The sequence below is a fragment of the Paraflavisolibacter caeni genome (assembly GCF_025628885.1).
GTDB classification, from domain to species: domain Bacteria; phylum Bacteroidota; class Bacteroidia; order Chitinophagales; family Chitinophagaceae; genus Flavisolibacter; species Flavisolibacter caeni.
Genome location: NZ_JAOTIF010000019.1, coordinates 119,982 through 143,158 on the forward strand (window position 1 = coordinate 119,982; position 23,177 = coordinate 143,158).

19 protein-coding genes and 1 tRNA gene are annotated in these 23,177 nt (G+C 42.5%); 16 read left to right on the forward strand and 4 right to left on the reverse strand.

Going from position 1 to position 23,177, the window contains the following annotated elements; translation table 11 throughout:
- Positions 1 to 15 precede the first annotated feature (15 nt).
- The 4 genes from OCK74_RS19525 (at position 16) to OCK74_RS19540 (ending at position 2,470) form a co-directional block, all read left to right on the forward strand.
- A tRNA-Arg gene (locus OCK74_RS19525) sits at positions 16 to 87 on the forward strand.
- 202 nt (positions 88 to 289) lie between these two features.
- Complete coding sequence (locus OCK74_RS19530; protein WP_279298764.1) at positions 290 to 583, forward strand: type II toxin-antitoxin system HigB family toxin; 294 nt, start codon at positions 290 to 292, stop codon at positions 581 to 583.
- 48 nt (positions 584 to 631) lie between these two features.
- The gene (locus OCK74_RS19535; protein WP_279298765.1) at positions 632 to 1,009 is read left to right on the forward strand and encodes a helix-turn-helix domain-containing protein; all 378 of its coding nucleotides are present in this window, start codon (positions 632 to 634) and stop codon (positions 1,007 to 1,009) included.
- A gap of 624 nt (positions 1,010 to 1,633) precedes the next feature.
- The gene (locus OCK74_RS19540) at positions 1,634 to 2,470 is read left to right on the forward strand and encodes an AraC family transcriptional regulator (protein WP_279298766.1); all 837 of its coding nucleotides are present in this window, start codon (positions 1,634 to 1,636) and stop codon (positions 2,468 to 2,470) included.
- 110 nt (positions 2,471 to 2,580) lie between these two features.
- Here the strand turns inward: OCK74_RS19540 and OCK74_RS19545 are convergent, their stop codons facing one another.
- Complete coding sequence (locus OCK74_RS19545; protein WP_279298767.1) at positions 2,581 to 5,517, reverse strand: DEAD/DEAH box helicase; 2,937 nt, start codon at positions 5,515 to 5,517, stop codon at positions 2,581 to 2,583.
- Positions 5,518 to 5,743: 226 nt separating this feature from the next.
- On the opposite strand from OCK74_RS19545, the gene OCK74_RS19550 reads away from it, so the two are divergent.
- The 6 genes from OCK74_RS19550 (at position 5,744) to OCK74_RS19575 (ending at position 13,036) form a co-directional block, all read left to right on the forward strand.
- On the forward strand, positions 5,744 to 6,151 hold the full coding sequence (locus tag OCK74_RS19550; RefSeq protein ID WP_279298768.1) for a response regulator: 408 nt from the start codon (positions 5,744 to 5,746) through the stop codon (positions 6,149 to 6,151).
- Between the two features lie 332 nt (positions 6,152 to 6,483).
- On the forward strand, positions 6,484 to 7,860 hold the full coding sequence (locus OCK74_RS19555; RefSeq protein WP_279298769.1) for an APC family permease: 1,377 nt from the start codon (positions 6,484 to 6,486) through the stop codon (positions 7,858 to 7,860).
- Positions 7,835 to 8,995, forward strand: a complete 1,161-nt coding sequence (locus OCK74_RS19560) for a trans-sulfuration enzyme family protein (protein ID WP_279298770.1) — start codon at positions 7,835 to 7,837, stop codon at positions 8,993 to 8,995. Before OCK74_RS19555 ends, OCK74_RS19560 begins: the two co-directional genes overlap by 26 nt.
- A 72-nt stretch (positions 8,996 to 9,067) precedes the next feature.
- Positions 9,068 to 10,519 carry a TolC family protein gene (locus OCK74_RS19565; RefSeq protein ID WP_279298771.1) on the forward strand — a complete coding sequence of 484 codons (1,452 nt, stop codon included), beginning with the start codon at positions 9,068 to 9,070 and terminating at the stop codon, positions 10,517 to 10,519.
- 94 nt (positions 10,520 to 10,613) lie between these two features.
- The gene (locus tag OCK74_RS19570; protein ID WP_279298772.1) at positions 10,614 to 11,981 is read left to right on the forward strand and encodes an efflux RND transporter periplasmic adaptor subunit; all 1,368 of its coding nucleotides are present in this window, start codon (positions 10,614 to 10,616) and stop codon (positions 11,979 to 11,981) included.
- 14 nt (positions 11,982 to 11,995) lie between these two features.
- On the forward strand, positions 11,996 to 13,036 hold the full coding sequence (locus tag OCK74_RS19575; protein ID WP_279298773.1) for an NAD(P)H-dependent glycerol-3-phosphate dehydrogenase: 1,041 nt from the start codon (positions 11,996 to 11,998) through the stop codon (positions 13,034 to 13,036).
- 46 nt (positions 13,037 to 13,082) lie between these two features.
- Here OCK74_RS19575 and OCK74_RS19580 read toward each other — a convergent pair whose 3' ends face one another.
- A complete protein-coding gene (locus tag OCK74_RS19580; protein ID WP_279298774.1) occupies positions 13,083 to 14,198 on the reverse strand; it encodes a dipeptide epimerase in 1,116 nt (371 codons plus the stop codon).
- Positions 14,199 to 14,336: 138 nt separating this feature from the next.
- On the opposite strand from OCK74_RS19580, the gene OCK74_RS19585 reads away from it, so the two are divergent.
- Entirely contained in the window at positions 14,337 to 15,011 is a 675-nt protein-coding gene (locus OCK74_RS19585; RefSeq protein WP_279298775.1) for a DUF2461 domain-containing protein, read from the forward strand.
- 149 nt (positions 15,012 to 15,160) lie between these two features.
- On the opposite strand, the gene OCK74_RS19590 is transcribed toward OCK74_RS19585, so the two are convergent.
- Positions 15,161 to 16,171, reverse strand: coding sequence for an aspartate-semialdehyde dehydrogenase (locus tag OCK74_RS19590; protein WP_279298776.1), 1,011 nt, complete (start codon positions 16,169 to 16,171; stop codon positions 15,161 to 15,163).
- A 342-nt stretch (positions 16,172 to 16,513) separates the two neighbouring features.
- On the opposite strand from OCK74_RS19590, the gene OCK74_RS19595 reads away from it, so the two are divergent.
- From OCK74_RS19595 to OCK74_RS19605, 3 genes are all read left to right on the forward strand, one after another.
- The gene (locus OCK74_RS19595; RefSeq protein WP_279298777.1) at positions 16,514 to 19,123 is read left to right on the forward strand and encodes a lamin tail domain-containing protein; all 2,610 of its coding nucleotides are present in this window, start codon (positions 16,514 to 16,516) and stop codon (positions 19,121 to 19,123) included.
- Between the two features lie 77 nt (positions 19,124 to 19,200).
- Complete coding sequence (locus tag OCK74_RS19600; protein WP_279298778.1) at positions 19,201 to 19,377, forward strand: type II toxin-antitoxin system HicA family toxin; 177 nt, start codon at positions 19,201 to 19,203, stop codon at positions 19,375 to 19,377.
- A gap of 2 nt (positions 19,378 to 19,379) precedes the next feature.
- Positions 19,380 to 19,592 carry a type II toxin-antitoxin system HicB family antitoxin gene (locus tag OCK74_RS19605; protein WP_279298779.1) on the forward strand — a complete coding sequence of 71 codons (213 nt, stop codon included), beginning with the start codon at positions 19,380 to 19,382 and terminating at the stop codon, positions 19,590 to 19,592.
- A gap of 115 nt (positions 19,593 to 19,707) precedes the next feature.
- Here OCK74_RS19605 and OCK74_RS19610 read toward each other — a convergent pair whose 3' ends face one another.
- A complete protein-coding gene (locus OCK74_RS19610) occupies positions 19,708 to 20,631 on the reverse strand; it encodes a PfkB family carbohydrate kinase (RefSeq protein ID WP_279298780.1) in 924 nt (307 codons plus the stop codon).
- Between the two features lie 258 nt (positions 20,632 to 20,889).
- On the opposite strand from OCK74_RS19610, the gene OCK74_RS19615 reads away from it, so the two are divergent.
- Together OCK74_RS19615 and paaE are read left to right on the forward strand one after the other, a co-directional pair.
- Positions 20,890 to 21,849 carry a c-type cytochrome gene (locus OCK74_RS19615; RefSeq protein ID WP_279298781.1) on the forward strand — a complete coding sequence of 320 codons (960 nt, stop codon included), beginning with the start codon at positions 20,890 to 20,892 and terminating at the stop codon, positions 21,847 to 21,849.
- Positions 21,850 to 22,017: 168 nt separating this feature from the next.
- A complete protein-coding gene (gene paaE / locus OCK74_RS19620) occupies positions 22,018 to 23,097 on the forward strand; it encodes a 1,2-phenylacetyl-CoA epoxidase subunit PaaE (RefSeq protein ID WP_279298782.1) in 1,080 nt (359 codons plus the stop codon).
- Positions 23,098 to 23,177 lie beyond the last annotated feature (80 nt).

The following is a 23,177-nucleotide window of genomic DNA, read 5'->3' on the forward strand; positions in this document are numbered from 1 at the left end:
CAGCTGATTACCCATGGCCTCGTAGTACAATGGATAGTATAAGAGTTTCCGAAGCTCCAGATACAGGTTCGATTCCTGTCGAGGCTACGAATAATGAAAAAACCGCCTTGTAAGAAATTGCTTATAAGGCGGTTTTGTTTCTTCGATACAGTTGGAATTTACATGTCTGAAAGAATAAAACTTTGATTCTTAATCCTGTTTGGAATATGGCCTAAATAAATTTCAATTTTTGAAATAAAGTTTCTAAAATTGAAATATTTGCATCAATTTTGATTCACAATTTCAAAATTTGGTAGTTATCAGTTATAGAACAATTCGGGAATTTACACTTAAACATAAAGACGCTGAAGACGCACTCAACAACTGGTATACCATTGCCGAAAAGTCAGACTGGGCAAACTTTAATGAGTTAAGGAAAATATTCAGTTCTGCTGATTCAGTCGGTGGAGACCTATATGTTTTCAATATAAAAGGTAACAAGTACCGATTGATTGTTCGTATTATTTTTAAGGTGAGAACTGTATATATAAAATTCATTGGAACGCATGCTCAGTACGACAAGGTTAACCTGGGTGACCTTTAAACTATCCTGGCCAAGTGACTACTGATTGGTAGTCTAAAAATTGTAGTTATGCCAAGTCGAAAACCTAAAATCGAAACCGAGAAGGAGTACAATGCATTAATGAAAAAAATTGATGCATTAATGAAGAAGGGGGAAATTAATTTAACTGATAAAGAAGCAGAAGAGCTCAGAACTTTCGCATTAGCTGCCCAGGCTTATGAAAAAAACATGTATAGCATTCCTGCCCCTAAAACACTTGAGGGGCTAATTGAATTGAAAATGTATGAGCAAAAATTGAAACAAAAAGAGCTCGCTAAACTACTCGGTGTTACTGAACCTAAGTTATCACAGATATTAAGCAGAAAGCGCCGGCCTGATGTAGATTTTCTTAAAGCAGCTCACGATCGATTAGGCATTGATGGGAATATATTGCTTGAGTACGCCTAATGATTAGTTAACTGAACTCTTTATATTTCTCCTGACAATATCCCACTATTGAAGTAGTGGGATATTGTTTAATATTCATATGCCCTCACTGCCGCCCCAAACGTCATCAACTACGGCCTGTGGTTGAATCCCGAGGTGGAAGGGCTGATTACCACTGCCCGCGCGTACCGCTTTTTTTACTCTTTTCTTTAATTATCCTTTCTCAAAGAAAGGCATAAAAAAGCCCTCGTAGAAACGAAGGCCGCAACCAAAACTAACTGCTTATGATAAGCATCTTAAAAAGATATATTGATCAAAAACAAACAACTGAAAAAGTTGCTCAAAGGTAGACACCATATCAGGGCTATGCAGATTAGAAGTTCATTAGAATTGTTTTAGCAGGCACTGCTTATGTATTTAAGAATTTTTCTTATGTATCTTGGCTCGCTATTCCACTATGTATTTCCGTCCTGGTTAAACCGAATATTTTTTGTTTTTAACTTTTAAAATTTTTGAAGAGCCGTGGTAAGGAGGAAAAAGCATATACAAATGTCTAAAAACATTTCATCTGATATAAAAAAATGCCCACTTGACACAACAACTCACAGGTTGCACAAAGAAAACAGTAGAAAAAGTCATTTCGGTATGGATAACACTTGTGAGCTGATTGAAGGAAGCTTTGGACTTTATTCCTCTGTCAATACAAAAAAGCAGGTAGGTCCGGTTAAAACAGAATACTACAGACTTGGACTTGTTAGGTCGGGAAGTTCAATCTGTACCAATGGCCTTGAGACATTTCAATTGAACCGTAATTTTATTGTGTTTGGTTTGCCAGGTCAGGTGCTCTCGCTTCAAATACTTAGCGATGATTACCTGGCTTATTACATGTATTTTTCTGAAAGTTTTATTGCCGAAATGTTATTGTTAACAAACTACAGAGGCCAGTTCCCATTTTTAAGTCATGCCGGTGTTCAGTGCTTCCCTTTAAGCGAAGAAGAAGGGAATGAAGTGGAATCTATTATCTTAAAAATAAATGATGAAGTAAAAGCCAGGAAATCGTATTTCAGCCAGGCCATTCGTCTTTATATTCAGCACATTTACATTATTGCCAGCCGGAGTTACAATCATAAAGTACAATTGAAACAAAGCTCGGGAGATGTTGGATTTTCATTGTTCACTAGATATATAAGATTAGTAAGTGAACATTTTTTAACCACTCGAAAGGTATCTGATTATGCCAGGATGCTCCATGTTTCAGCGGATCATTTGAACAGGTCAATAAAAGTTCATTCGGATAAAACGGCGCATGAATTGATTGATGAAATGATTTTTATAGAAGCAAAAGCCTATTTAATGCACTCGATGCTGTCAATAGCTGAAATCGCTTACAAACTTGGATTCTCCAATCCGTCCAACTTCAATAAATTTTTCAAAAAGCTTGCTAATTGTACACCTCTTAAATACCGTAATAAGTCGGAATAATACCATAAGGAGTCGTAATTGAACCTTGTTTATTGTCTATTTCAGAACCACTTTTGTTTTGGAAATGAACAGTTTCGAATGAAACAATCCATACTACGCAATAGTAACAGTTAATAATTGACGGCCCCGCTTTCCAGTGGGGCTTTTGTCGTTTCTCCTCCCAACAGCCCAATCCATTCCGATTTTGAAATCGACTTAAAAAATGTGCTTTCCGTCTTTATCAAATCATCTGATAGTCCCCTCTTTGCCTCCTGCAATTTCATAATCTTCTCTTCAACTGTATCCGGGCATATCAACCGGACCGCCACTACATTCTTTTTCTGGCCAATCCTGTAACTGCGGTCTATGGCCTGGTTTTCCACTGCAGGATTCCACCAGGGATCTACCAGGTAAACATAATCGGCTTCCGTTAAGTTCAAACCTGTACCTCCTGCTTTAAGGCTAATCAGGAACACCCGTACATTTTCATTGTTTTGAAAGTTGCTGACAATAGCCTCCCTGTCTTTTGTACGCCCTGTCAGGGACTCATATTTAATACCACTCTTTTCTAATGCTTCCTTGATCAGGTCGAGCATGGATACAAACTGCGAAAAGACCAGGATCTTATGCACAGATGATTTGTTTTCAATTTGCTCGATCAGCGTTTCGATCTTGGAAGACTCATCGCCATAAAGTTTTTCATCCTGCAGCAAAAGCGGTGAATTACAGATCTGTCTTAAACGCGTCATTCCTCTCAATATATGTATGGAGTTTTTATTAAGTTCGTCTTCCAATTTGCCTTCAATAAAATCCCGGAGTTCTTTTTCATAAACCTCATATACTTTGCGCTGCGCTTCCCCCATAGGGCAATAAAGAACCATCTCTGTTTTCTCAGGAAGCTCTTTGGCTACATCTTTTTTAGATCTCCTTAAAACAAAAGGTGCCACTTTTTGCTGCAACTCTTTTGACCGCTTACTGCTTTTAAATTGATCAATAGGGATGGAAAACAGGTACTTGAAAGATTGTTTGCTGCCCAATAGCCCTGGACAGGCGAAGGACAGTTGTGCATATAAGTCTAATGTGTTATTCTCTACCGGGGTACCGGTAATGGCAATTTTATTCCTGGATTTCAGCAGGCGCACCGCGGCATACCGTTGTGATTCGATGTTCTTGATATTTTGTGATTCATCCAGGAAAATATAATTGAACGTATAGTTTTTCAGGTAAGTAATATCCGAAAGCAAAGTGCCATACGAAGTCAGTACGATCTCATATTGATCCAGTTCTTTGGTATGCCTTACACGGTTGGATCCATAAATGGTATGCATCATTATGGAAGGTGCATACTTTTGCACTTCCGCCTGCCAGTTAAAAATGAGCGAGGTCGGTACGACAACCAGGTTGGTATTATGTTTCGCTTTTTTGCGTTGCAGTAATACAAAGGCAATGATCTGTAATGTTTTACCCAGTCCCATATCATCTGCCAGGCAACCGCCAAAGTTATAATCGTCCAGGAAGTTGAGCCAGCTTAATCCTTGTATTTGATAGTGCCTTAGCGAGGCATTCAGCTCCTGCGGTGCCTCTGCCTCCTGGATGCTGTCAAAATGGGACAGCTTCGTTTCATATAAGTTGATTTCTCTTCTTGCTTCCTCATCCAGCTCTTCCTCCTGGTACAACTTCTTTACCGAAGAGAAGTTTATTTTGGGCGTTAGCAGTTCTTCTCCTGAAATATCTGCTGCATTGAAATAGTTTTCAAATTTTTCCAGCCATTCCTGGGGTAAGATACCAAAGGTGCCATCATCCAGCTGCACAAACCTGTTCTTATTACGCACCGACTGGTGCAACTGTTTTAAAGAGGCTCTTTTATTTCCAAAGCGAACATTCACTTCCGTGTTGAACCAGTTAAGCCCGCTTCTTACCTGTACTGATATCTTTGCTTTATTGCTGTTGTATTTATTGCCCTTCAGCTGGTTGAACCCCAATACTGTGATACCTGCATTCTGCCATTGTTCAAAAGCGTTTAAAAACCAGTCTTCATCTAAAAAACGTTGCTTATGCATGTAGAAATAAGGCAGATCGTCATCGAGTTGTTCCTCGAAATAGGCATGTTGTTTCATAAGTAATGCCGTAAAGCGTACCTCTTCTTCAACATTTCTTTGAACATTAAAGAGTTCACCCTTGCCATCTTGTGCATAGATCTGTTTTTTAGTGAGTACAGGTATTTCTATCTCTCCATATTTCATGACAGGGTTGATCATCACATACCGGTCGAGATCCGACAGGTAGATCAATCTTTCTCCAGGCCCCCTAAAGCTGCTTTCTTCTATCTGTGCAACTGTTCCTTGTTGAATGTAATTGTATACAACAGTAACATGGTCTTCCAGTTTGTTGATAATTTGCTGTTGAAATTCTTTGAACTTTGATTCATGCACCCTTAACCCAGCCCATTGCTGTTGGAAAAAACGGGCAACCTTCAGAAGATGAAAATTTCCCAATAAATGCATAGTATCCTTTACCAGGATAAAATAGTCGTACTTTAATGAAATTTCATTGAAGCGATATGTTCTATGATCAATGGTTACCTGCGGAATGATCTCGTAAAGGTCCTTTTGCTTGCTGACAGTGAGAATGACATCATGTATAGTGGCGCCGATTGAAACTTCCTGCAGCGAACCCGCCACTACATGCTCCGAGAACTCGGGATTGTGGTAAAAGACCCGGAAACCCATAGGGTTTTTGACCACAGATTTTAACGCATCAATATCAAGTGGTGATTTTGAAGCCGTAGGATTATTTTGAAAGCGGCTGATAGCTGAAAAATACCTGATCTCTTCTGATTGTTGCACTTTCAATGCGACATCAGAAGGATTGATGGGCGTCAACGGGTTTTTTATTTTACCTGACTGTGTAGTTGGCGCTTCATAAAGTTCAATGGTTAACTGCTTATGAAACCTGTAGTTTTTCAAAACGATAATCACTGTTCCTTTTCCCGGAAATGGCTCCTTAATGAAAAACTTTTTTTCATCACTGGTCAGTAGCTGCTCTTGTAATTCTTTGATGGATGCCATTAAAACTAAAAATTCTGATTGGTGCGACAAGCTACATATTTTCTAAGAACTTGACATATGTGCGGCAATTGATATTGGAATTTATTGTATATTGTCGTGTTATCCTCATTACCTTCTGCAAAACGAAATTACAGTCCTATTCCCTTTAAAAATGGATCTGAAACAACCAGAGATTTCGGCTTATTTGGATTTTTGACTACTGATTTTGTGTTTAAGCAGCATTTGTATGGAAAAACAATACCACGCCATCCTTTTAGTAGATGATGATGAAGATGATTTGCACATACTGAGCAGCACTTTAAAACAAATGGGCTCAAGTTATGAAATTCTCCAGGCCCATGACGGTGCGGATGCCTTGACTCAGCTCAGGCAATTAAGCCAATCTGGTGAACTCCCTTCCTTGATCATTATGGATATAAACATGCCCAAAATGGATGGTAAGCAAACCCTCACAGCCATCAAGGCAGATGATTCACTTTCCGGTATTCCCATCGTAATCTTTAGTACCTCTTCAAGTGAAGTAGACAAATTATTCTTTAAAACGAAGAATGTCGAGATGATCACCAAACCAGTCGAGTTCAAAACATTTTACGATGTTGCTGCAAAGTTACTGAGCTACAGAAAGTCTGGTTAAAGTAATACACATAACGTAAATGTATAAGGCCTGCTTCAGAAATTCAGGGCTGTGCATAAGTGAAAACTAATGTATGGAAATAAAAAAGGGCAGTGATAGAAATCACGCCCCGTTCAATCTAATATCCTATGAAAAACCGAATCTATATAGACAAAAGCTGTTCCAGTCTGATTTCTGTTTATTTTAAACTTAAAATTGGAGCAAAGATTCCTTTCCAGCCTTCAAAGTGTGGAATTTTATTGTAGAGACTGTAGAATTTGTACAGATATTGGGGAAAGTGATACTCGTCAAAAAAGCCTTTTTCTTATTTTACATGCAGTATTTAAATCTGCATGACGCAAAAACTTAAAAACCTGCTAGGTACTTTCGACCTGACCATGATCGTTGTGAGCCTGGTGATTGGTATGGGTATCTTCCGGAGTTCCTTCAATGTGGCAAAAGATGCTGGCTCCCCGGTTATTTTCTTTATTGCGTGGATACTTGGCGGCATCATCGCACTTTTTGGCGCTTTAACCTTCGCCGAGATTGGCAGCCGCTACCCTGTGACCGGAGGTTTTTACAAAATTTACTCTTATTGCTACCATCCTGCATTGGCTTTTATGATCAATGGCATCATCTTAATTTCCAATGCGGCCAGTGTAAGTGCAGTAGCCTTGATTGGGGCAGGCTACCTGCGGGGATTGCTTCCTGTTACCTATCAAACGGAAACCGTGGTGCAGTTGGTGGCGTTGGCAGCCGTTATTGTCTTCTTTTTTGTGAATTACCTCGGGTTTAAAATGTCTGTTAAAACACAAAATGTTTTAATGGTTATTAAGATCCTTATCGTGCTCTTTATATGTGCCGGGCTGTTTTATCCTGCAAGCCAGGCCATGCCTGTTCAGCAGGTAACAGGCAACACCACCTTCTGGGGACAGGTGCAGGCATTAGGGGCTGCGCTTATCGCTGTTTCGTTTACCTATGGCGGTTATCAGCAAACTATCAACTTCGGCGGCGAAGTGCAGCATCCTCAGCGGATCATTCCTAAGGCCATCTTTTGGGGAATTGCCATCATCGTAAGTTTATACTTGCTTACCAACTGGGCATACTTTCATACCTTAGGCTTTAATGGCATTGTCTATAACGCTGCCGGTATCGAATCAAAAAGCGACCTGGCTGCAAGGCATGTGCAATCCTATGTTGGCAATTATGGATATTCTATTATGAGCTTACTGCTTTTTTTCGCCGTACTGGCGTATGTGAATATCGGTTTGATGAGCAATCCCCGTGTTTTATACGCGATGGCCGATGAAGGCGTAATGCCTCCTTTCCTCAAAAAGGTAAACGAAAAAAGCCAGGTGCTGGTGTATGCGTTGCCCGTATTTGCTGCGGTGGCTGTCATTACTTTGTTTTTTGCCAGGACCTTTGAGGAAATATTGGATTACGTGATCTTTCTGGACAGTATTGGGCTGGCAACTGCTGTTGGCTCTATTTTCATTTTAAGAAGGAAGACGGCACACCTGGATAATACCAATATTTACAAAATGAAAGGCTATCCCTGGATGCCCGTTATTTACATCTTGGCGTACGCCTTTGTCTCGCTCAGTATCATTCTTCGCAACCCCAAATCTGCACTGATTGGCTTTGCCATGTTCCTGGGCTTTTACCCGCTTTATTTATTATCAAGGAAATTAAATCAGACCCGCAATGGAAATAAGCGAAATCCTGAATGAATGGGGTGAAGAAAGGGAATTGTACTTTAATGCGATTGCTCCGCCTATTATGCAAACCTCCAACTTCGCTTTTAAGAAGGTGGAGGACCTGCGCAATGCATTTGAAGATGAAATGAGCGCGTACCTGTATAGCCGTGGCATCAATCCTACAGTGGACATCCTGCGCAAAAAGCTGGCGGCTTTGGATGGGGCAGAAGACTGCCTTGTCTTCAATAGTGGCGCCGCCGCTGTCTTTGCCGGTGTGCTGGCAAATGTAAAAAGTGGTGACCATGTGATTTGCGTCCGCAATCCTTATTCCTGGTCCAAGCGCCTTTTTGCTGTGATCCTTCCCCGCTTTGGTGTTACCACCACTTTTATCGATGGCACGGAGATGAAAAACTTTGAAGAAGCCCTGCAGCCGAATACCACTTTTATATTTCTCGAGTCGCCCAACTCCTGGACCTATGAAATACAGGATTTGCAAGCTGTTGCTGCTCTGGCAAAAAGCAGGGGTATCACCACCTTTATCGACAATACCTATTGCACGCCGCTCTATCAGCGTCCCATTGAAATGGGCATCGACTTGTGTATGCAAACAGCCACCAAGTACATTGGCGGGCATAGCGATACGCTGGGTGGGCTCATTACTGGCTCGAAAGAAATGATCAAAAAAATTTTCGATAGTGAATTCCTTACCATAGGCAGTGGTATCCAGCCCTTTAATGCCTGGCTGCTGATCCGGGGATTGAGAACTTTCCAGGCCAGGATAGAACGGATCACGAAAACAACAGGCCAGGTACTGCAGTTCTTAAAATCGCATCCCCGGGTGGAACATGTTCTTTTTCCATTAGATGAATCCTTCCCACAGTATGAACTGGCCAAACGGCAAATGAAGGGCGCCTGCGGACTGCTCACATTTTCCTTGAAAAACGGGACCATGGAATCCATAACTACGTTCTGCGAGTCGCTCAGGCATATCACCATGGCTGTAAGTTGGGGCGGTCACGAATCCCTCGTCATTCCCCGGTGCGCTGGTATCAAGCCCGGCCATTTTAAAGCCGGTAAGCCAGAGCATCAGCACATACGCTTGTATATCGGGTTGGAAGATGCGGATTATCTGATGAAGGATTTGGAGCAGGCACTGTCAAATGTTTAAACCATAACTTAAATTTCCCGTTAATCCTTTTAATCAATCCAAATCTCCTTGCAGACATTTACTTTTACAGGCATGAAAAAGCAACCAATCATTGCCTTTCTGCTTACGCTCATTTTCTTCACCGCGAATGCCCAGAATGAATGGGATCTGAGAAAATGCATAGAGTATGCTCTGGCCAATAATATATCTGTAAAACAGGCTGATCTGCAGGTGCGGTTTTCTGAATTGGTACTACGGCAGAACAAAGCTTCCCAAATCCCTTCTTTAAACATGGGAATCAATAGTGGCTTTAGTTATGGACGCAGTGAAAACCCCACTACCGGTACATTGCAAAACGCTAATTTCTTCAATGCTACCACTGGTATGCAAAGTGGTGTCAGTTTATTCAACTGGTTTGCATTGAAAAATACGATTGCAGCCAGTCGCCTCACCGTAGAAGCAGATTTAGCGCAGTTAAAAAAAGTACAGGATGACATTGCACTCAACGTCGCTGTAGCTTACCTCCAGGTGTTACTGGCTGGGGAGCAGGCTAATGTTACAGCCGTGCAGGTAAAGCAAACGCAATCCCAACTGGAATCTACACGCAAGCAGGTGGCTGCAGGCAAATTGCCTGAACTCAATGCCGCTGAGCTGGAAGCACAACTGGCAAGGGACAGCTCCTCTTTGGTGACGGCTCAGGCCTCAATTCAGCAGTATACGCTTCAGCTAAAAGCCTTGCTAAACCTGGATGCGGGAGCGCCTTTTAAGGTTGCTACTCCTTCTGTAGAAACAATACCGTTGGAGAGTTTAGCAGAGCTGCAGCCAGAGACTGTTTACGCTCAGGCAATCGCAAACCTGCCCCAGCAAAAGGCAAATGAACTTCGTATCCAGTCAGCATTGAAGTCGGTACAGGCTGCAAAAGGCAATATGTATCCCGCCCTTTCTGCATATGGGAACCTGAACAACCGCTATGCCTATTTTAAGAAACAGCCTTTCTACGAGCAGGTCATTACAGGATATAAAGAAACTCCTAATCGTGTAGTGGTGGATAACGGATCTTTTTACCCAGTACAGGTGCCAGTGACCATCCAGGGAGGAATAGCAGGGTATGTCAAGGCTAGTTCTTTAAGCGAGCAGTTTAAGGCAAACTTTGGTCAGAGCTTTGGTGTTAGCCTGCAGGTTCCTTTATTCAACAACCGTACACAAAGAACCGCCTGGGAGCGGTCAAAACTGAATGTACGCCAATACCAGTTGCAGGATGAAGCAGACAGGCAAACCTTAAAGCAGGATATTTATAAAGCTTATACCGATGCTATGGCAGCATTGCAGAAGTATAATGCTTATAGTAAAAGTGTTGAAGCTGCAGCTAAAGCTGCCAACTTTGCACAACGTCGCTACGACTTGAACCTGCTGTCTACTTACGAATTGATCAACAGCCAGAACAACCTGTTGCGTACCAGGATTGAAATGCTCCAGGCACAGTACGATTATGTCTTTAAAATGAAATTGCTTGAGTTTTATAAAGGCCAGGGAATTAAATTGTAATTATAATTTAGAGATAATGGATTGGCGGGATTTTGAGATCGAATCATCCGTGTGTACCCAATCCCTGAATCCCAAAATCTGAAATCATCTTTTTATGAACAAAACAGTTAAATGGATATTGATCGGCGTCAGTGCCATAGTAGTACTGCTGATTGCCGGTAAGTTGCTCCGCGGCTCTTCCGGTAAGGAAGTAAAAGTAACCGTTGAAAAAGCTGGTAAGCGTACAATTGTTGAAACCGTAAATGCAAGCGGGAAAGTATATCCCGAAGTGGAAGTAAAAGTGAGTCCCGATATATCTGGTGAAATTGTGGAACTGACTGTGGAAGAAGGGGATAGTGTAAAGCGAGGCCAGGTGCTGGCAAGAATATATGCTGATATCTATTCTTCACAGCGCGACGAAGCTGTCGCCAGGGTTTCCCAGTCGCAGGCTACTGTTGCCAATAGCCAGGCCAACCTTGCAGCGTTAAAGGCACAGTTAGAGCAAGACCGCTTAGCATACAACCGCAACAAGCAATTGTACGACGACAAGGTGATCTCCAAGGCTGAACTGGAGCAGTTGGAAGCAAAATACCAGTCGTCTCAGGCACAATACAATGCAGCCCTGCAAAACATCCGTAGCCTGCAGGCCGGTGTGCAAAGCATGCAAACTCAGCTGACTGCCGCCAATAAAAACCTGGGCAGGGCTACGATAACGGCTCCTATGAGCGGTGTGGTTTCCATGCTCAATGTAAAGGCAGGTGAAAGAGTAGTAGGAACGGCGCAAATGGCCGGTACTGAAATGATGAGAGTAGCCGATTTGAGTACAATGGAAGTAAGAGTGGATGTTGGTGAAAACGACATCGTAAAAGTAAGTATTGGCGACTCTGCCGACGTGGAAGTGGATGCTTATAACAACCGTAAGTTCAAAGGTGTTGTAACGCAAATTGCCAGCAGTACCAGTAAAAGCGGTCAGACAATAACTTCGAACGACGTTACCAATTATGAAGTACGTATACGCCTCGACCCCGCTTCTTACCAGGACCTGGTAGATCCATCAAAGCCTAAAAAATTTCCTTTCCGGCCTGGCATGAATGCCAATGCTGATATTAAAACAAATACCAAAACCAATGTACTTTCTGTGCCAATTACTGCTGTTGCTGCCCGTGTAAAAGGTAGCGATGAAAGTGTAGAGGATAAAAAGAAGGAAAAAAAGAAGAAAGAAGACGCCGAGGCCGAAGAGACTTCATTTGTGCAAACCGACGACCTGGAAGAAGTAGTCTTTATATTGAACAAAGAAGGCGCAGCCGAAAAACGGGTGATCAGAACTGGAATACAGGATATTGAATATATAGAAGTATTGAGTGGCATAAAACCCGGTGAACAGGTAATAACAGCGCCATACAATGCAATCAGTAAAACATTAAAACCAGGAACCAAAGTAAAAGTAGTAGCTTCGAAAGAAGAACTGATCGAGAAAAAATAAACATCCCAATATTCATGAATTTCAAGTTTGGAGTTATTGGCAGTGGCAGTTGGGCTACCGCGTTGGTAAAGATTCTTACTGATAATGGACATAATGTGAACTGGTGGGTGCGCAAGACAGATACCATTCAGTATATCCAGAATCGCAGGCATAATCCACATTACTTGAGTTCCGCTTATTTTGATGTTTCGTTGCTGACCATGAACGATAACATCAATGAGGTAATTGCGACCTCTGACGTTATTGTCCTGGCAGTGCCTTCTGCTTATTTGGAAGAGGTATGTGCAGGACTGGACAAAGACCTGATGGTAAATATAAAAGTGTTGTCTGCCATCAAAGGCCTGGTGCCCGGTGCCGATATATTAGTGAACGAATACCTGCAACAACATTTTGGGGTTTCCATTGAAAACTATTTTGCCCTTTTGGGGCCCTGCCATGCCGAGGAGGTAGCTTCAGAGAAACTGTCTTACTTGACATTTTCAGGAGTTGATGTGAATACAACAAAGCAGATTGCCTCCTGCTTTAGTACTTGCTATATCAATACGGTCATCAACAATGATATCTTGGGTGTTCAGTATGCAGCTGTGCTGAAGAATATTTACGCCCTTGGAGCCGGTATCGCACACGGGCTGGATTACGGTGACAATTTCCTGAGTGTATACATCGCCAATAGTGCCGATGAAATGGCCAGCTTTCTGCGTACAACTGGCATAAAGCATATTGTGGTAGGTGAGCACCATACCAATCCGGATACGCACCAGAAAGACATTAACTATGCCGCTTCTGTTTACCTTGGCGATCTCCTGGTTACCTGTTATTCTCCATATAGCCGTAACCGCACATTTGGCAATATGATCGGTAAAGGTTACACGGTGCAGTCCGCCCAATTGGAAATGAATATGGTAGCTGAAGGATATTACGCATCTCGGTGTATGCACAACATCAACAAAAACATCAAAGCCGAAATTCCCATTGCTGAGACCATTTACAAGATTCTTTGGGAGCGGCTCGTTCCTGCCGAAGGCTTTAGCAGAATTGAAGAAGTGATGGTGTAGTTGAATATTTGTTTTTATCGTGCGGCTATGCTTATGCGTAGCTGCATCATACCATCACGCGCTCTGCCCCTCTCAAATACTCCTCCTTCACCCTTGCTCCCGATCCCACTACCTCCGGCACCTCTACCACTCCCTTCTCCCCATAAACAATCCCTCCCTCCACCGGGTCTTCTGCAAACATTAGTGGCGTATCCAGGTCATAATGTTCAATAGAATCATGCAGCAAAGCAAAGTGTGCTGCCGCTGTCATGCCCAGCCTGCTCTCCATAAAGCCGCCGATTTGTAAATGCATGCCTGCATTAGATGCCAATTGCACGATCTTTTTTGCCTTCAAAAAACCCGACGATTTCCCCAGCTTTATATTGAGCATTTTACAGGCATTCAGTTGTATCAGCCGCTCTGCATCATGATCATCACCGCAGCTTTCGTCTGCCATGATGGGTATAGGGCTTGCTGCGGATACCTTTCCTAATTCCATAAAACGCCACCGTGGTATAGGCTCTTCGCAATGCTCAATATCATAGGGCGCTAAAGCCTTCAGCACTTCAATAGCTTCATCAGCCGTTGCCCATCCCTGGTTGGCATCAATACGCAACGGAATCTCATTTCCAATGCCCTCCCTGATGGCTTTAATACGTGCTACATCTTTCTCCTTGCTTTCTCCTAGTTTCACCTTAATGGCAGGAAAGCCCTTGGTTGTAAACCTGATCGCATCCGCTCTCATCTTTTCTGGTGTACCTATGCTCACCGTCATATCTGTTTGTATGACCTTTTTCTTTTCACCTCCTAAAAAACGATATAAGGGCAGACCGGCATGTTGCGCGGCAATATCGTGCAACGCAATGTCAAAAGCGCTTTTGATGCTGGTGTTGGCATAAATAATTCCATCCATGACACTGCTGCAATGTTCCAGGTCTAACGCATTCCGGCCCTTCAGGGCTTTTGCAAGATATTGACCGACTATAAAACAGGTATCAATACTTTCTCCATTAATGGTCATATACGGACTGCATTCGCCCCAACCTGTAAAACCGTCTGATGTGCGGATAACCACCACAACGTTTTGCACTTCATTGATAGGGCCCAGCGATATAACGAACGGCTCTTTAAGTGGTATATAAAGCTTATAAATTTCTATGGTATGGATAAGCGTGTTGGGCATAAATCAATTTTGAAAGTTTGAGAATCCTGAAATAAGGGACAGGTTGAGTCATTTGAAAATTAACTATTGTAAATTTCATGTTCAAATCCTCAAATTTGCATAACCTTGTCCCGTTTTACGGGATTCACAAATTTACTTATGCTTGAGCCCCAAACACTCCGCTTTTTAACGCAACTAAAGAAGAATAATAACAAACCTTGGTTTGATGCCAATCGAAAGCAATACGAAGCTGCCAAGATTGACTTCCAGAACTTTATACAACTGGTGATCGACGATCTGCAACGGAAAGACCTCACTATTGCCGGATTGTCTGCGCGGGACTGCGTGTTTCGTATTAATAGGGATATCCGTTTTTCAAAAGATAAAACACCTTATAAAACCAACTTCGGTGCCAGCATCAAGATGGGAGGGAGAAAGTCTCCTTTTGCAGGGTATTACTTCCATTGTGAGCCAGGTGCAAGCTTTATCGGAGGCGGCTTGTGGATGCCAGACAATACATCATTGAAGAATATGCGACAGGAAATTGATTACTGCTGGGAGGAGTTCGGGGGCATTCTGCAGGAGAAAAAATTCAAAGCTACTTATAGCGACTTGTACAGGGGAGAAGGGCTAAGCCTGTCCACCAATCCTAAAGGCTATGAAAAAGACAATCCAGCCATCGACTACCTGAAGCTGAAAAGTTTCATTGCCGAAACGCCTGTTAGCAATGAAGAACTGACACAGGCTTCCCTGCACAAAAAAACGGTTGCTGCTTTTGAAACATTAATGCCCCTTTTGCAATTTATCAACCGCACTTTGCAGCAAGACGTCTAAGGCTTTATAAAGCTTTAGACGTCTCTCAATAAATGAAATCAATGTAACATCTTACCTGCTGAGCAACTAGACTTTTAAATAAAAAATCCTAACAGGCTTACACCTGTTAGGATTCTAAGTTATTTTTTACTATCATCTATCATCCATTCTCATCCCAAATATCCTTTCTCCGACAAGTACTCCGCAATCTGAACTGCATTAGTCGCAGCACCCTTGCGCAGGTTATCGCTCACGCACCACAGGTTCAGCGCTTTAGGCTGAGATTCATCGCGGCGGATACGGCCAACAAATACTTCGTCTTTTTCATGTGCCCATAAAGGCATTGGATACAATTGCTGGGAAGGTTCGTCTTGCAATACAACACCCGGCGCTTCAGCCAGTAATTGCTTTACATCGTTCAGGTCAAAGTCGTTTTCAAACTCGATGTTCACAGCCTCGCTGTGGCCGCCAATAACAGGAATACGAACCGTAGTAGAAGTCAGGCGGATGCTGTCATCGCGCATGATCTTTTTGGTTTCGTTCACCATTTTCATTTCCTCTTTAGTGTAACCATTGTCCAGGAATACATCGATTTGGGGAATCACGTTCAGGTCTATTTGGTATTTGTAAGCCATACCATAGTCGCCATTCTTTCCCGCAACAGATTGATCACGCTCGCCCATTAATTGGTCAACAGCTTTTTTACCAGTGCCGGTAACACTTTGGTAGGTAGAAACTACCACGCGGTTGATCTTGTATTTTTTATGCAGAGGGTTCAATGCTACTACCATTTGGATCGTAGAACAGTTAGGGTTAGCAATGATCTTGTCGTTAGGAGTCAACACGTCCGCATTCACTTCTGGTACTACCAGTGGTTTGGTTGGATCCATACGCCATGCAGAGGAGTTGTCCACAACGGTAATGCCGGCTTCAGCAAATTTAGGAGCCCATTCCAGCGAAGTGCTGCCGCCTGCAGAAAACAGTGCCAGTTGTGGCTTTGCAGCAATAGCATCTTGCATGCTTACTACCTTGTATGGCTTGCCCTTGAAAATAACTTCCTTGCCCACAGACTTTTCAGAAGCAACAGGAATTAATTCACTCACTGGGAAATTTCTTTCTTCCAGTACTTGCAGCATTTTGGTACCTACCAGGCCGGTAGCGCCTACAACAGCGACTTTCATTGTTTTTAGTTTTACGAGTTAAATGGTTAAAAAAAAGCCTCCCCGTTTTGGGAAGGCTTGTTGTTTGTATCTTATACACACAATGCGTTAGGCACCTTCCCTTTTGGAAAAATGTTTCTTCGAACGCTTTGTATGTTTATAATTCATCATTGAGTCACGAAAGTAGAGAGAAATTGCTTTGCAGCCAAATTTGCCTCCATTTTTCAGGAAAATTTATCTTTTTTTGACATATGTACCTTATTTATAACGTATAATCCCATTCAATGATCCATATCTCGCCTTCGCCCAAAAAATCTCCCTTCCCCGCTTTGACTTCCTATCATTCCTTAATAATTTAATGCTATGAAACCGAAACTACTGCTTACACTTGCAGCAATATATTTGTTGCACTTTTCTGTATGTGCACAATTCACGGAATACTTCAATGACATTGATCTTACCGCCAATCCTCCATGGACCAGTACTGCCAATAGCTGGATCGTCAATAACAATCTGCAGTTACAGAGCAACAACACAATTGCCAACAGTAGCTTTTACATCAGTACACCCAGTTCGCTGGCAACCAGCGCCCAATGGGAGTTGAGCGTCACCCTCAATTTCAATACGTCTTCTGCTAACTATGTAGATATTTACCTCACTGCTTCAGACAGTATTTTGATCAGTAATAAGACGACGGGATATTTTGTGCGTATCGGTAACACTGATGATGAAATCTGTTTGTATCGTAAAGACTCTTTAGGAACCATCAAAAAGATCATCGATGGCGTAAATGGCATTACCAATACTACGAGTAGCAAACTGAAAATAAAAGTGATCCGTAATGCCCGTAATGAGTTTGAATTGTATCGCGAAGACGCCAATAGTGCAGGCTATACAAATGAAGGCAAGGTTGCTGACAGTACATACTCCACTTCAAAATACTTTGGAATACTGGTCAGGCAAAGCACCAGCAGTTTTTTCCAGAAGCACTTCTTTGACGACATCATTGTGCAGGCCTATGCTCCAGATGTTACACCCCCGGAATTGAAGTCCGTGACAGTGGCCTCTGTTAATTCGCTTGATATCCTGTTTTCGGAGGCATTGGATACCAATTCTGCCCGGTCGGCTGCTAATTATGAGGTAACGGACATCGGAAAGCCTGCATCAATAGAAGTGGACAATACAAATCCTGCACTGGTGCATCTTGTGTTCAATAAGGATTTCAGTAACGCTTTGATGCATACACTCAATGTAAGCAACATAAAAGATGTTGCCGGGAACGCAATGGATAAAGCCACAGCAACTTTTAGTTATGATCAACCATCAAATTTTTCCGTGATCATCGACGAGATCATGTCGGATCCTTCCCCAACTGTAGCCTTGCCCAATGCTGAATACATTGAGTTGAAAAATAGTAGTGGTCATGATATCGATCTGAAAGGATGGAAGTTGACTACTACATCATCAGCCAGTGGATTGTTTCCTGCTTATATCTTGCCTGCGGATAGTTTTGTAATCATCACTTCCAATACAAATGCACTGGCAATGGCTACCTATGGCAATGTACTGGGTGTGGGTAGTTTTCCGGCTTTGAGTAATGAAGGAACCACTTTATCTCTGCTTTCGAATGAGGGAACAACAATACATGCTGTCAGCTACCTGCCAGGCTGGTATGGAAATGAAATTAAGAGCAATGGGGGCTGGAGTCTGGAAATGATCGATACGCATTATCCTTGCTCCGGCCAAAATAATTGGAAAGCCAGTACACACTTGTCCGGCGGAACTCCCGGAAGAAAAAACGCTGTGGATGCAGTGAATAAGGATGATGTAGCGCCTTCTGTTTTAAATGCCTTTCTCAAGGATAGCGTCACAATTGTACTTAGGTTTGATGAACCTGTAGATAGTTCTGGTGCGACTGCTCTATCTCATTATAGTCTGACGCCTGCAGTGACCATTGAAGATGTTTCCATCACAAGTCCTGATAGGACCCAGGTGCAGTTGCAATTATTGGCGCCTCTTGTAACTAAAACAGTATATGCTCTTTCAGTATCAGGGATTACTGACTGTGCTGGTAATGAAATAAATAAACAAACTAAACTATCCATTGGTCGGCCTGAAACTCCGGCAACTCAAGATCTAGTGATCAATGAGATATTATTCAATCCCAGGCCTGGTGAATACGATTATGTGGAGTTCTACAACTGTAGTAATAAAGTAATTGATGCATCTGGGTTGTATATAGCAAACAGGAAGGATACCGGCGCAGTTAATTCTTTAAAGAAACTTTCTGATTTACCGCATTACATCTTCCCTGGCGATTACATAGTGATTACAGAAGATGCCCTAAGCCTGCAGAAAGGATACCTGGTAAAAAATGCTGAAGCCGTTCTTGTCCTTTCAACATTGCCTTCATTTCCTGATGATAAAGGGAATGTAGTGCTATTGAATGGTGAGGGTGATGTGATAGATGAAGTGGCTTATTCAAAGGACTGGCACTTTGGTTTGATTGTAAATGACGACGGCATTGCCTTGGAGCGTATCGATCCTTTGGCAGAGAGCCAAAACAAGGACAACTGGCATTCGGCTGCTTCCACTGCAGGGTATGGCACCCCAACATATAAAAACTCGCAATACAAGCTGGCAGATCAAATTGATGCAGCAATTGAAGTATTACCTAAAGTATTCTCTCCTGATAATGATGGCTATGAAGATATGGCGACCATCAGCTATCAGCTTTCCGGAACCGGTTATGTCGCCAACATACTCATTTTCGACGCCTCTGGCAGATTGGTTCGCTCACTTGTCAAAAATGGACTCTTAGGCTTGAAAGGCAGTTGGAAGTGGGACGGACTGGATGAAAAGAAACAACGGCTCCCCATTGGTCCTTACATCATCTATACTGAATTGTTCAACCTCCAGGGTAGGAAGCAACAGTATAAGAACGTGGTTGTGCTGGCAAGAAAACTAAAATAAACGCAATGGGTAAGTTCGAAAAACTTTTTATAAAAATCCTTTCAGGCTCATGAGATAGGAACATTAATTTCGAAGATTTGCGTAAATTGTTAATACACCTGGGGTACAATGAAAGGACAAAGGGAAGCCATCATATCTATTTCAAAGAGGGAATTGAAGAAATCATCAACCTCCAACCAATGGATAATAAGGCTAAAGCATATCTGGTAAAACAAGTAAGAGAATTGATTGCAAAGTATAAACTGGAACCTTGACGATGAATAGTAAATATGAAATTATTATATACTGGAGTAAAGAAGATAATGCTTTCATTGCAGAAGTGCCTGAGTTAGCAGGATGTAATGCAGATGGGCAAAGCTATACAGAGGCATTACAGAATGTTCAGGTAATTATTGAGGAGTGGATAGAAACAGCTAAATCTTTAGGCCAGCCAATCCCTGAACCCAAAGGGAAATTAATGCATGCTTAATGAATAACTTGCCGCGCTCCTGCTCCGGAAAATTCTGCTACACTCAAACAAAAAATGGAGAAACCCAAAGGCCTCTCCATTCTTATAAAATCCTATCAATCTTTTAATCCGCGGTTCAGACTAACTCGATATCAAAATTCACCAGTTCCTGGAATTGCGCCAACCTGCGGTCAATATCATTCTTCGTGATTTCTCTCAGCCTTTCAGTTCCAAACTTCTCCACGCAAAAACTTGCCATTGCTGACCCCACGATAATGGCAGTCTTCATGTTTTCATATGAAATATCTTTTGTGCGGGCAATGTGACCGATAAAGCCTCCTGCAAAAGTGTCGCCGGCACCTGTTGGGTCAAAAACATCTTCAAGCGGTAATGCGGGTGCTACAAATACATTGTCTCCATGAAACAACAGGGCACCATGTTCACCCTTTTTAATGATCACATACTGAGGGCCCATCTTCATGATCTTTTTCGCAGCTTTCACCAAAGAGTATTCCTCGGTCAGTTGGCGTGCTTCACTGTCATTGACCATCAGCACATCCACCTTTTGAAGCACTTTCTTCAGGTCATCCAGCGCCACTTCCATCCAGAAGTTCATGGTATCCATTACGATCAGCTTGGGACGTATTTTGAGCTGTTCGATGACACTTAGTTGTACTGCAGGACTAAGATTGCCCAGCATCAAAAACTCGCTGTTCTGGTAGTTTTCCGGCACTACTGGATTGAAATCAGCCAGCACATTCAGTTGGGTATCCAGTGTGTCGCGTGTATTCATGTCAAGGTGATACTTGCCTGCCCAGAAGAAAGACTTTTCATTTTCTTTGATTTGCACACCATCCAATGCAACGCCTCGTCCTTTCAGATCTTCCAGTTCCTTTTTAGGAAAATCACCTCCTACAACAGATATCTGGCGAATGGGTTTCGTGAAATTAGAAGCGCTCCAGGCAATGTAAGTAGCGGCACCGCCAATGATTTTATCACTTTTACCAAAAGGTGTTTCAATGGCATCAAAGGCCATGGTACCTACAACAATTAAAGACATATAATACCCCCAACCCTCTAACAGAGCATATGAGCTCCTGTATGAAGAGGATTTTAAAATTTAAAGATGAAAAAATGTTATCAATGAGCTTGCTCCCACACTTTATCAGAAAAAAGCTGTGAAGCAACGGTGTGCAAACCTAAGCGTTTTCCTCCAATTCGTCACGCGTCCGCCTTTGGTGGATTCGTCATTCCGTTGCCTCTTTTATTATTCATTTTATTTTTTTATTTTTCTGATTCAAACCATAACCAACGTATTATGAAGAAAATCCTGCGCTACCTGCTTATTGTTTTAGCAGTAGTTTTTGTTGCTGTCGGTGGCTTTGCCGCTTTTGTAGCCATCCGCGGAATCCCCTCTGGTAAAGCGGAAGTCGTTAACCTGAAAGTAGATGTCACGCCCGAACGTATTGCAAAAGGACAGAAATTGGCCTCTATGCTTTGTAAAGGCTGTCACATGGATCCCAATACAAATAAGCTGACTGGAAGAAAAATGGATGAAGTTCCTCAGTTTGGCGTCGTCTACTCAAAAAACATTACACAGGATCCTGAATACGGTATTGGAAAATGGACCGATGGTCAGTTAGCATACTTGCTGCGTACAGGGATAAAGCCTGATGGCACTTTTTTACCAATAATGGCGAAACTGTCTCACATGTCAGATGATGACCTGCAATCGATCATTGCTTTTCTCCGCTCCGACCATCAATGGGTTAAGGCTGACAATACCCAGCATCCTCCAAGCCAGTATTCCTTCCTGTCAAAATTCATTACCAATATTGGTGCGATCAAACCAATGCCTTTCCCTAAAGAATCTGTACCCGACCCAGATACCACCAACCTGGTGAAATGGGGTGAATACATTGCCCTGCACCGCGTGGAATGTTATAGTTGTCATTCAAGAGATTTCACCAAGAATGATTATGTCAATCCGCCCAACTCAGAAGGCTTTTTCGGTGGCGGCAATGAGATGACTGGGATGAATGGCGAAAAAGTGGTATCCCGCAATTTGACCATGGATGAAGAAACCGGTATCGGTAAATGGAAAGAAGAAGATTTTATTAAAGCCGTAAAATATGGTGTTCCACCAAACGGACCGGCATTACGTCCGCCCATGACCCCATTCCCGGATCTTTCCGATAATGAAGCCAGGGCCATCTACGCTTATCTCAAATCCCTGCCAAAGATCCACAATAAAGTAGATCGCACTCTGGCGCAATAGATGAGAGATAATAAAAGAGTTTGTCCTAAAAGGTGAATAGTCTTTGACTACTCACCTTTTATTTTTCCATCATCTATCATCCATCATCTGTCATCTATATTGCCTAACTTCAATGGTGATTCTGACTGACCATTCACTATTGACTATTGACCATTGCCCATTCACCTTATGATTCACTTCCACCCACTCCAGGTTAAAAAGGTTGAAAAAGAAACTGAGGATTGTGTTTCCATTACGTTTGTCGTGCCAGGGGAGTTGAAAGATATATTCCTGTTCAAACAAGGACAAAGCCTGACCTTACGAAAAGAACTGGGTGGCGTTGAAGTACGCCGCACTTATTCCATATGCAGTAGTCCATTTGATAATATTTTAAGGGTCGCCGTTAAGAAGCAGGAGGGAGGCGTCTTTTCTTCCTATGCAAATGAACAATTAAGAGCAGGCGATTTCCTTGAGGTCATGCCTCCCATTGGAAACTTTTATACCAATCTGGATCTGCTGCATAAAAAGAATTACGTTGCTTTTGCCGCCGGTAGTGGTATTACGCCCGTCCTCTCGATCATTAAAACAACATTGCTTGCCGAGCCGCATAGCACTTTTACACTCGTGTATGGCAATCGCACCAAAAACACCATCATCTTCAAAGAGGAGTTGGAAGCATTGAAGGACAAGTTCATGAGCCGCTTCCGCATCTATCATATCCTAAGCCGCGAAAGAACTGAGGCTGACATCAATTATGGCAGGATCGACAGGGCAAAATGTACGTTCTTATTCGATAAGCTTATAAATATAAAAACCTGTGATGAATTCTTCTTGTGCGGACCCGAAGCCATGATCTTTACTGTAAGAGACTTTTTACTGGATAAAGGAGTGCTCAAAGAACATATACACTTTGAATTGTTTACTGTGCCTGGCGAGCAGAAAAAAGCTGGCAGCAGTGAACAAATAGTACATGAAAGTAAAGGTGAGGTGGCTAAAGTAAGTGTAAAACTCGATGGCATCCTGTTCAATTTTGAGCTGCCTTATGAGGGCCAGAGCATATTGGATGCTGCCCTGCAGCAAGGCGCTGATCTGCCTTACGCCTGCAAGGGAGGCGTGTGCACAACCTGTAAAGCAAAGCTCGCAGAAGGTAAAGTGGAAATGTCCGTAAACTGGGGACTGGAAGATGAAGAAGTTCAAAAAGGCTACATCCTCACCTGCCAATCCCACCCGGTCACAGAAAGGGTGGTAGTAGATTTTGATGATCGATGACCACTGATTATCAGGATGTTAAGTTTTGATGAAGAAATTGGAAAAAAAATTATGGACGGGTTCGTTGTTTTTAACGTTTC

What these genes read in the sequence shown, in the direction of transcription:
- OCK74_RS19565 (WP_279298771.1), top strand. Translation starts at nt 9,068, where the DNA reads ATGAAAAAGCAACCAATCATTGCCTTTCTGCTTACGCTCATTTTCTTC.
- OCK74_RS19610 (WP_279298780.1), bottom strand. Translation starts at nt 20,631, where the DNA reads ATGTCTTTAATTGTTGTAGGTACCATGGCCTTTGATGCCATTGAAACA.
- OCK74_RS19535 (WP_279298765.1), top strand. Translation starts at nt 632, where the DNA reads ATGCCAAGTCGAAAACCTAAAATCGAAACCGAGAAGGAGTACAATGCA.
- OCK74_RS19540 (WP_279298766.1), top strand. Translation starts at nt 1,634, where the DNA reads ATGGATAACACTTGTGAGCTGATTGAAGGAAGCTTTGGACTTTATTCC.
- OCK74_RS19575 (WP_279298773.1), top strand. Translation starts at nt 11,996, where the DNA reads ATGAATTTCAAGTTTGGAGTTATTGGCAGTGGCAGTTGGGCTACCGCG.
- OCK74_RS19590 (WP_279298776.1), bottom strand. Translation starts at nt 16,171, where the DNA reads ATGAAAGTCGCTGTTGTAGGCGCTACCGGCCTGGTAGGTACCAAAATG.
- OCK74_RS19605 (WP_279298779.1), top strand. Translation starts at nt 19,380, where the DNA reads ATGAATAGTAAATATGAAATTATTATATACTGGAGTAAAGAAGATAAT.
- OCK74_RS19595 (WP_279298777.1), top strand. Translation starts at nt 16,514, where the DNA reads ATGAAACCGAAACTACTGCTTACACTTGCAGCAATATATTTGTTGCAC.
- OCK74_RS19580 (WP_279298774.1), bottom strand. Translation starts at nt 14,198, where the DNA reads ATGCCCAACACGCTTATCCATACCATAGAAATTTATAAGCTTTATATA.
- OCK74_RS19545 (WP_279298767.1), bottom strand. Translation starts at nt 5,517, where the DNA reads ATGGCATCCATCAAAGAATTACAAGAGCAGCTACTGACCAGTGATGAA.
- OCK74_RS19615 (WP_279298781.1), top strand. Translation starts at nt 20,890, where the DNA reads ATGAAGAAAATCCTGCGCTACCTGCTTATTGTTTTAGCAGTAGTTTTT.
- OCK74_RS19550 (WP_279298768.1), top strand. Translation starts at nt 5,744, where the DNA reads ATGGAAAAACAATACCACGCCATCCTTTTAGTAGATGATGATGAAGAT.
- paaE (WP_279298782.1), top strand. Translation starts at nt 22,018, where the DNA reads ATGATTCACTTCCACCCACTCCAGGTTAAAAAGGTTGAAAAAGAAACT.
- OCK74_RS19585 (WP_279298775.1), top strand. Translation starts at nt 14,337, where the DNA reads ATGCTTGAGCCCCAAACACTCCGCTTTTTAACGCAACTAAAGAAGAAT.
- OCK74_RS19570 (WP_279298772.1), top strand. Translation starts at nt 10,614, where the DNA reads ATGAACAAAACAGTTAAATGGATATTGATCGGCGTCAGTGCCATAGTA.
- OCK74_RS19560 (WP_279298770.1), top strand. Translation starts at nt 7,835, where the DNA reads ATGGAAATAAGCGAAATCCTGAATGAATGGGGTGAAGAAAGGGAATTG.
- OCK74_RS19555 (WP_279298769.1), top strand. Translation starts at nt 6,484, where the DNA reads ATGACGCAAAAACTTAAAAACCTGCTAGGTACTTTCGACCTGACCATG.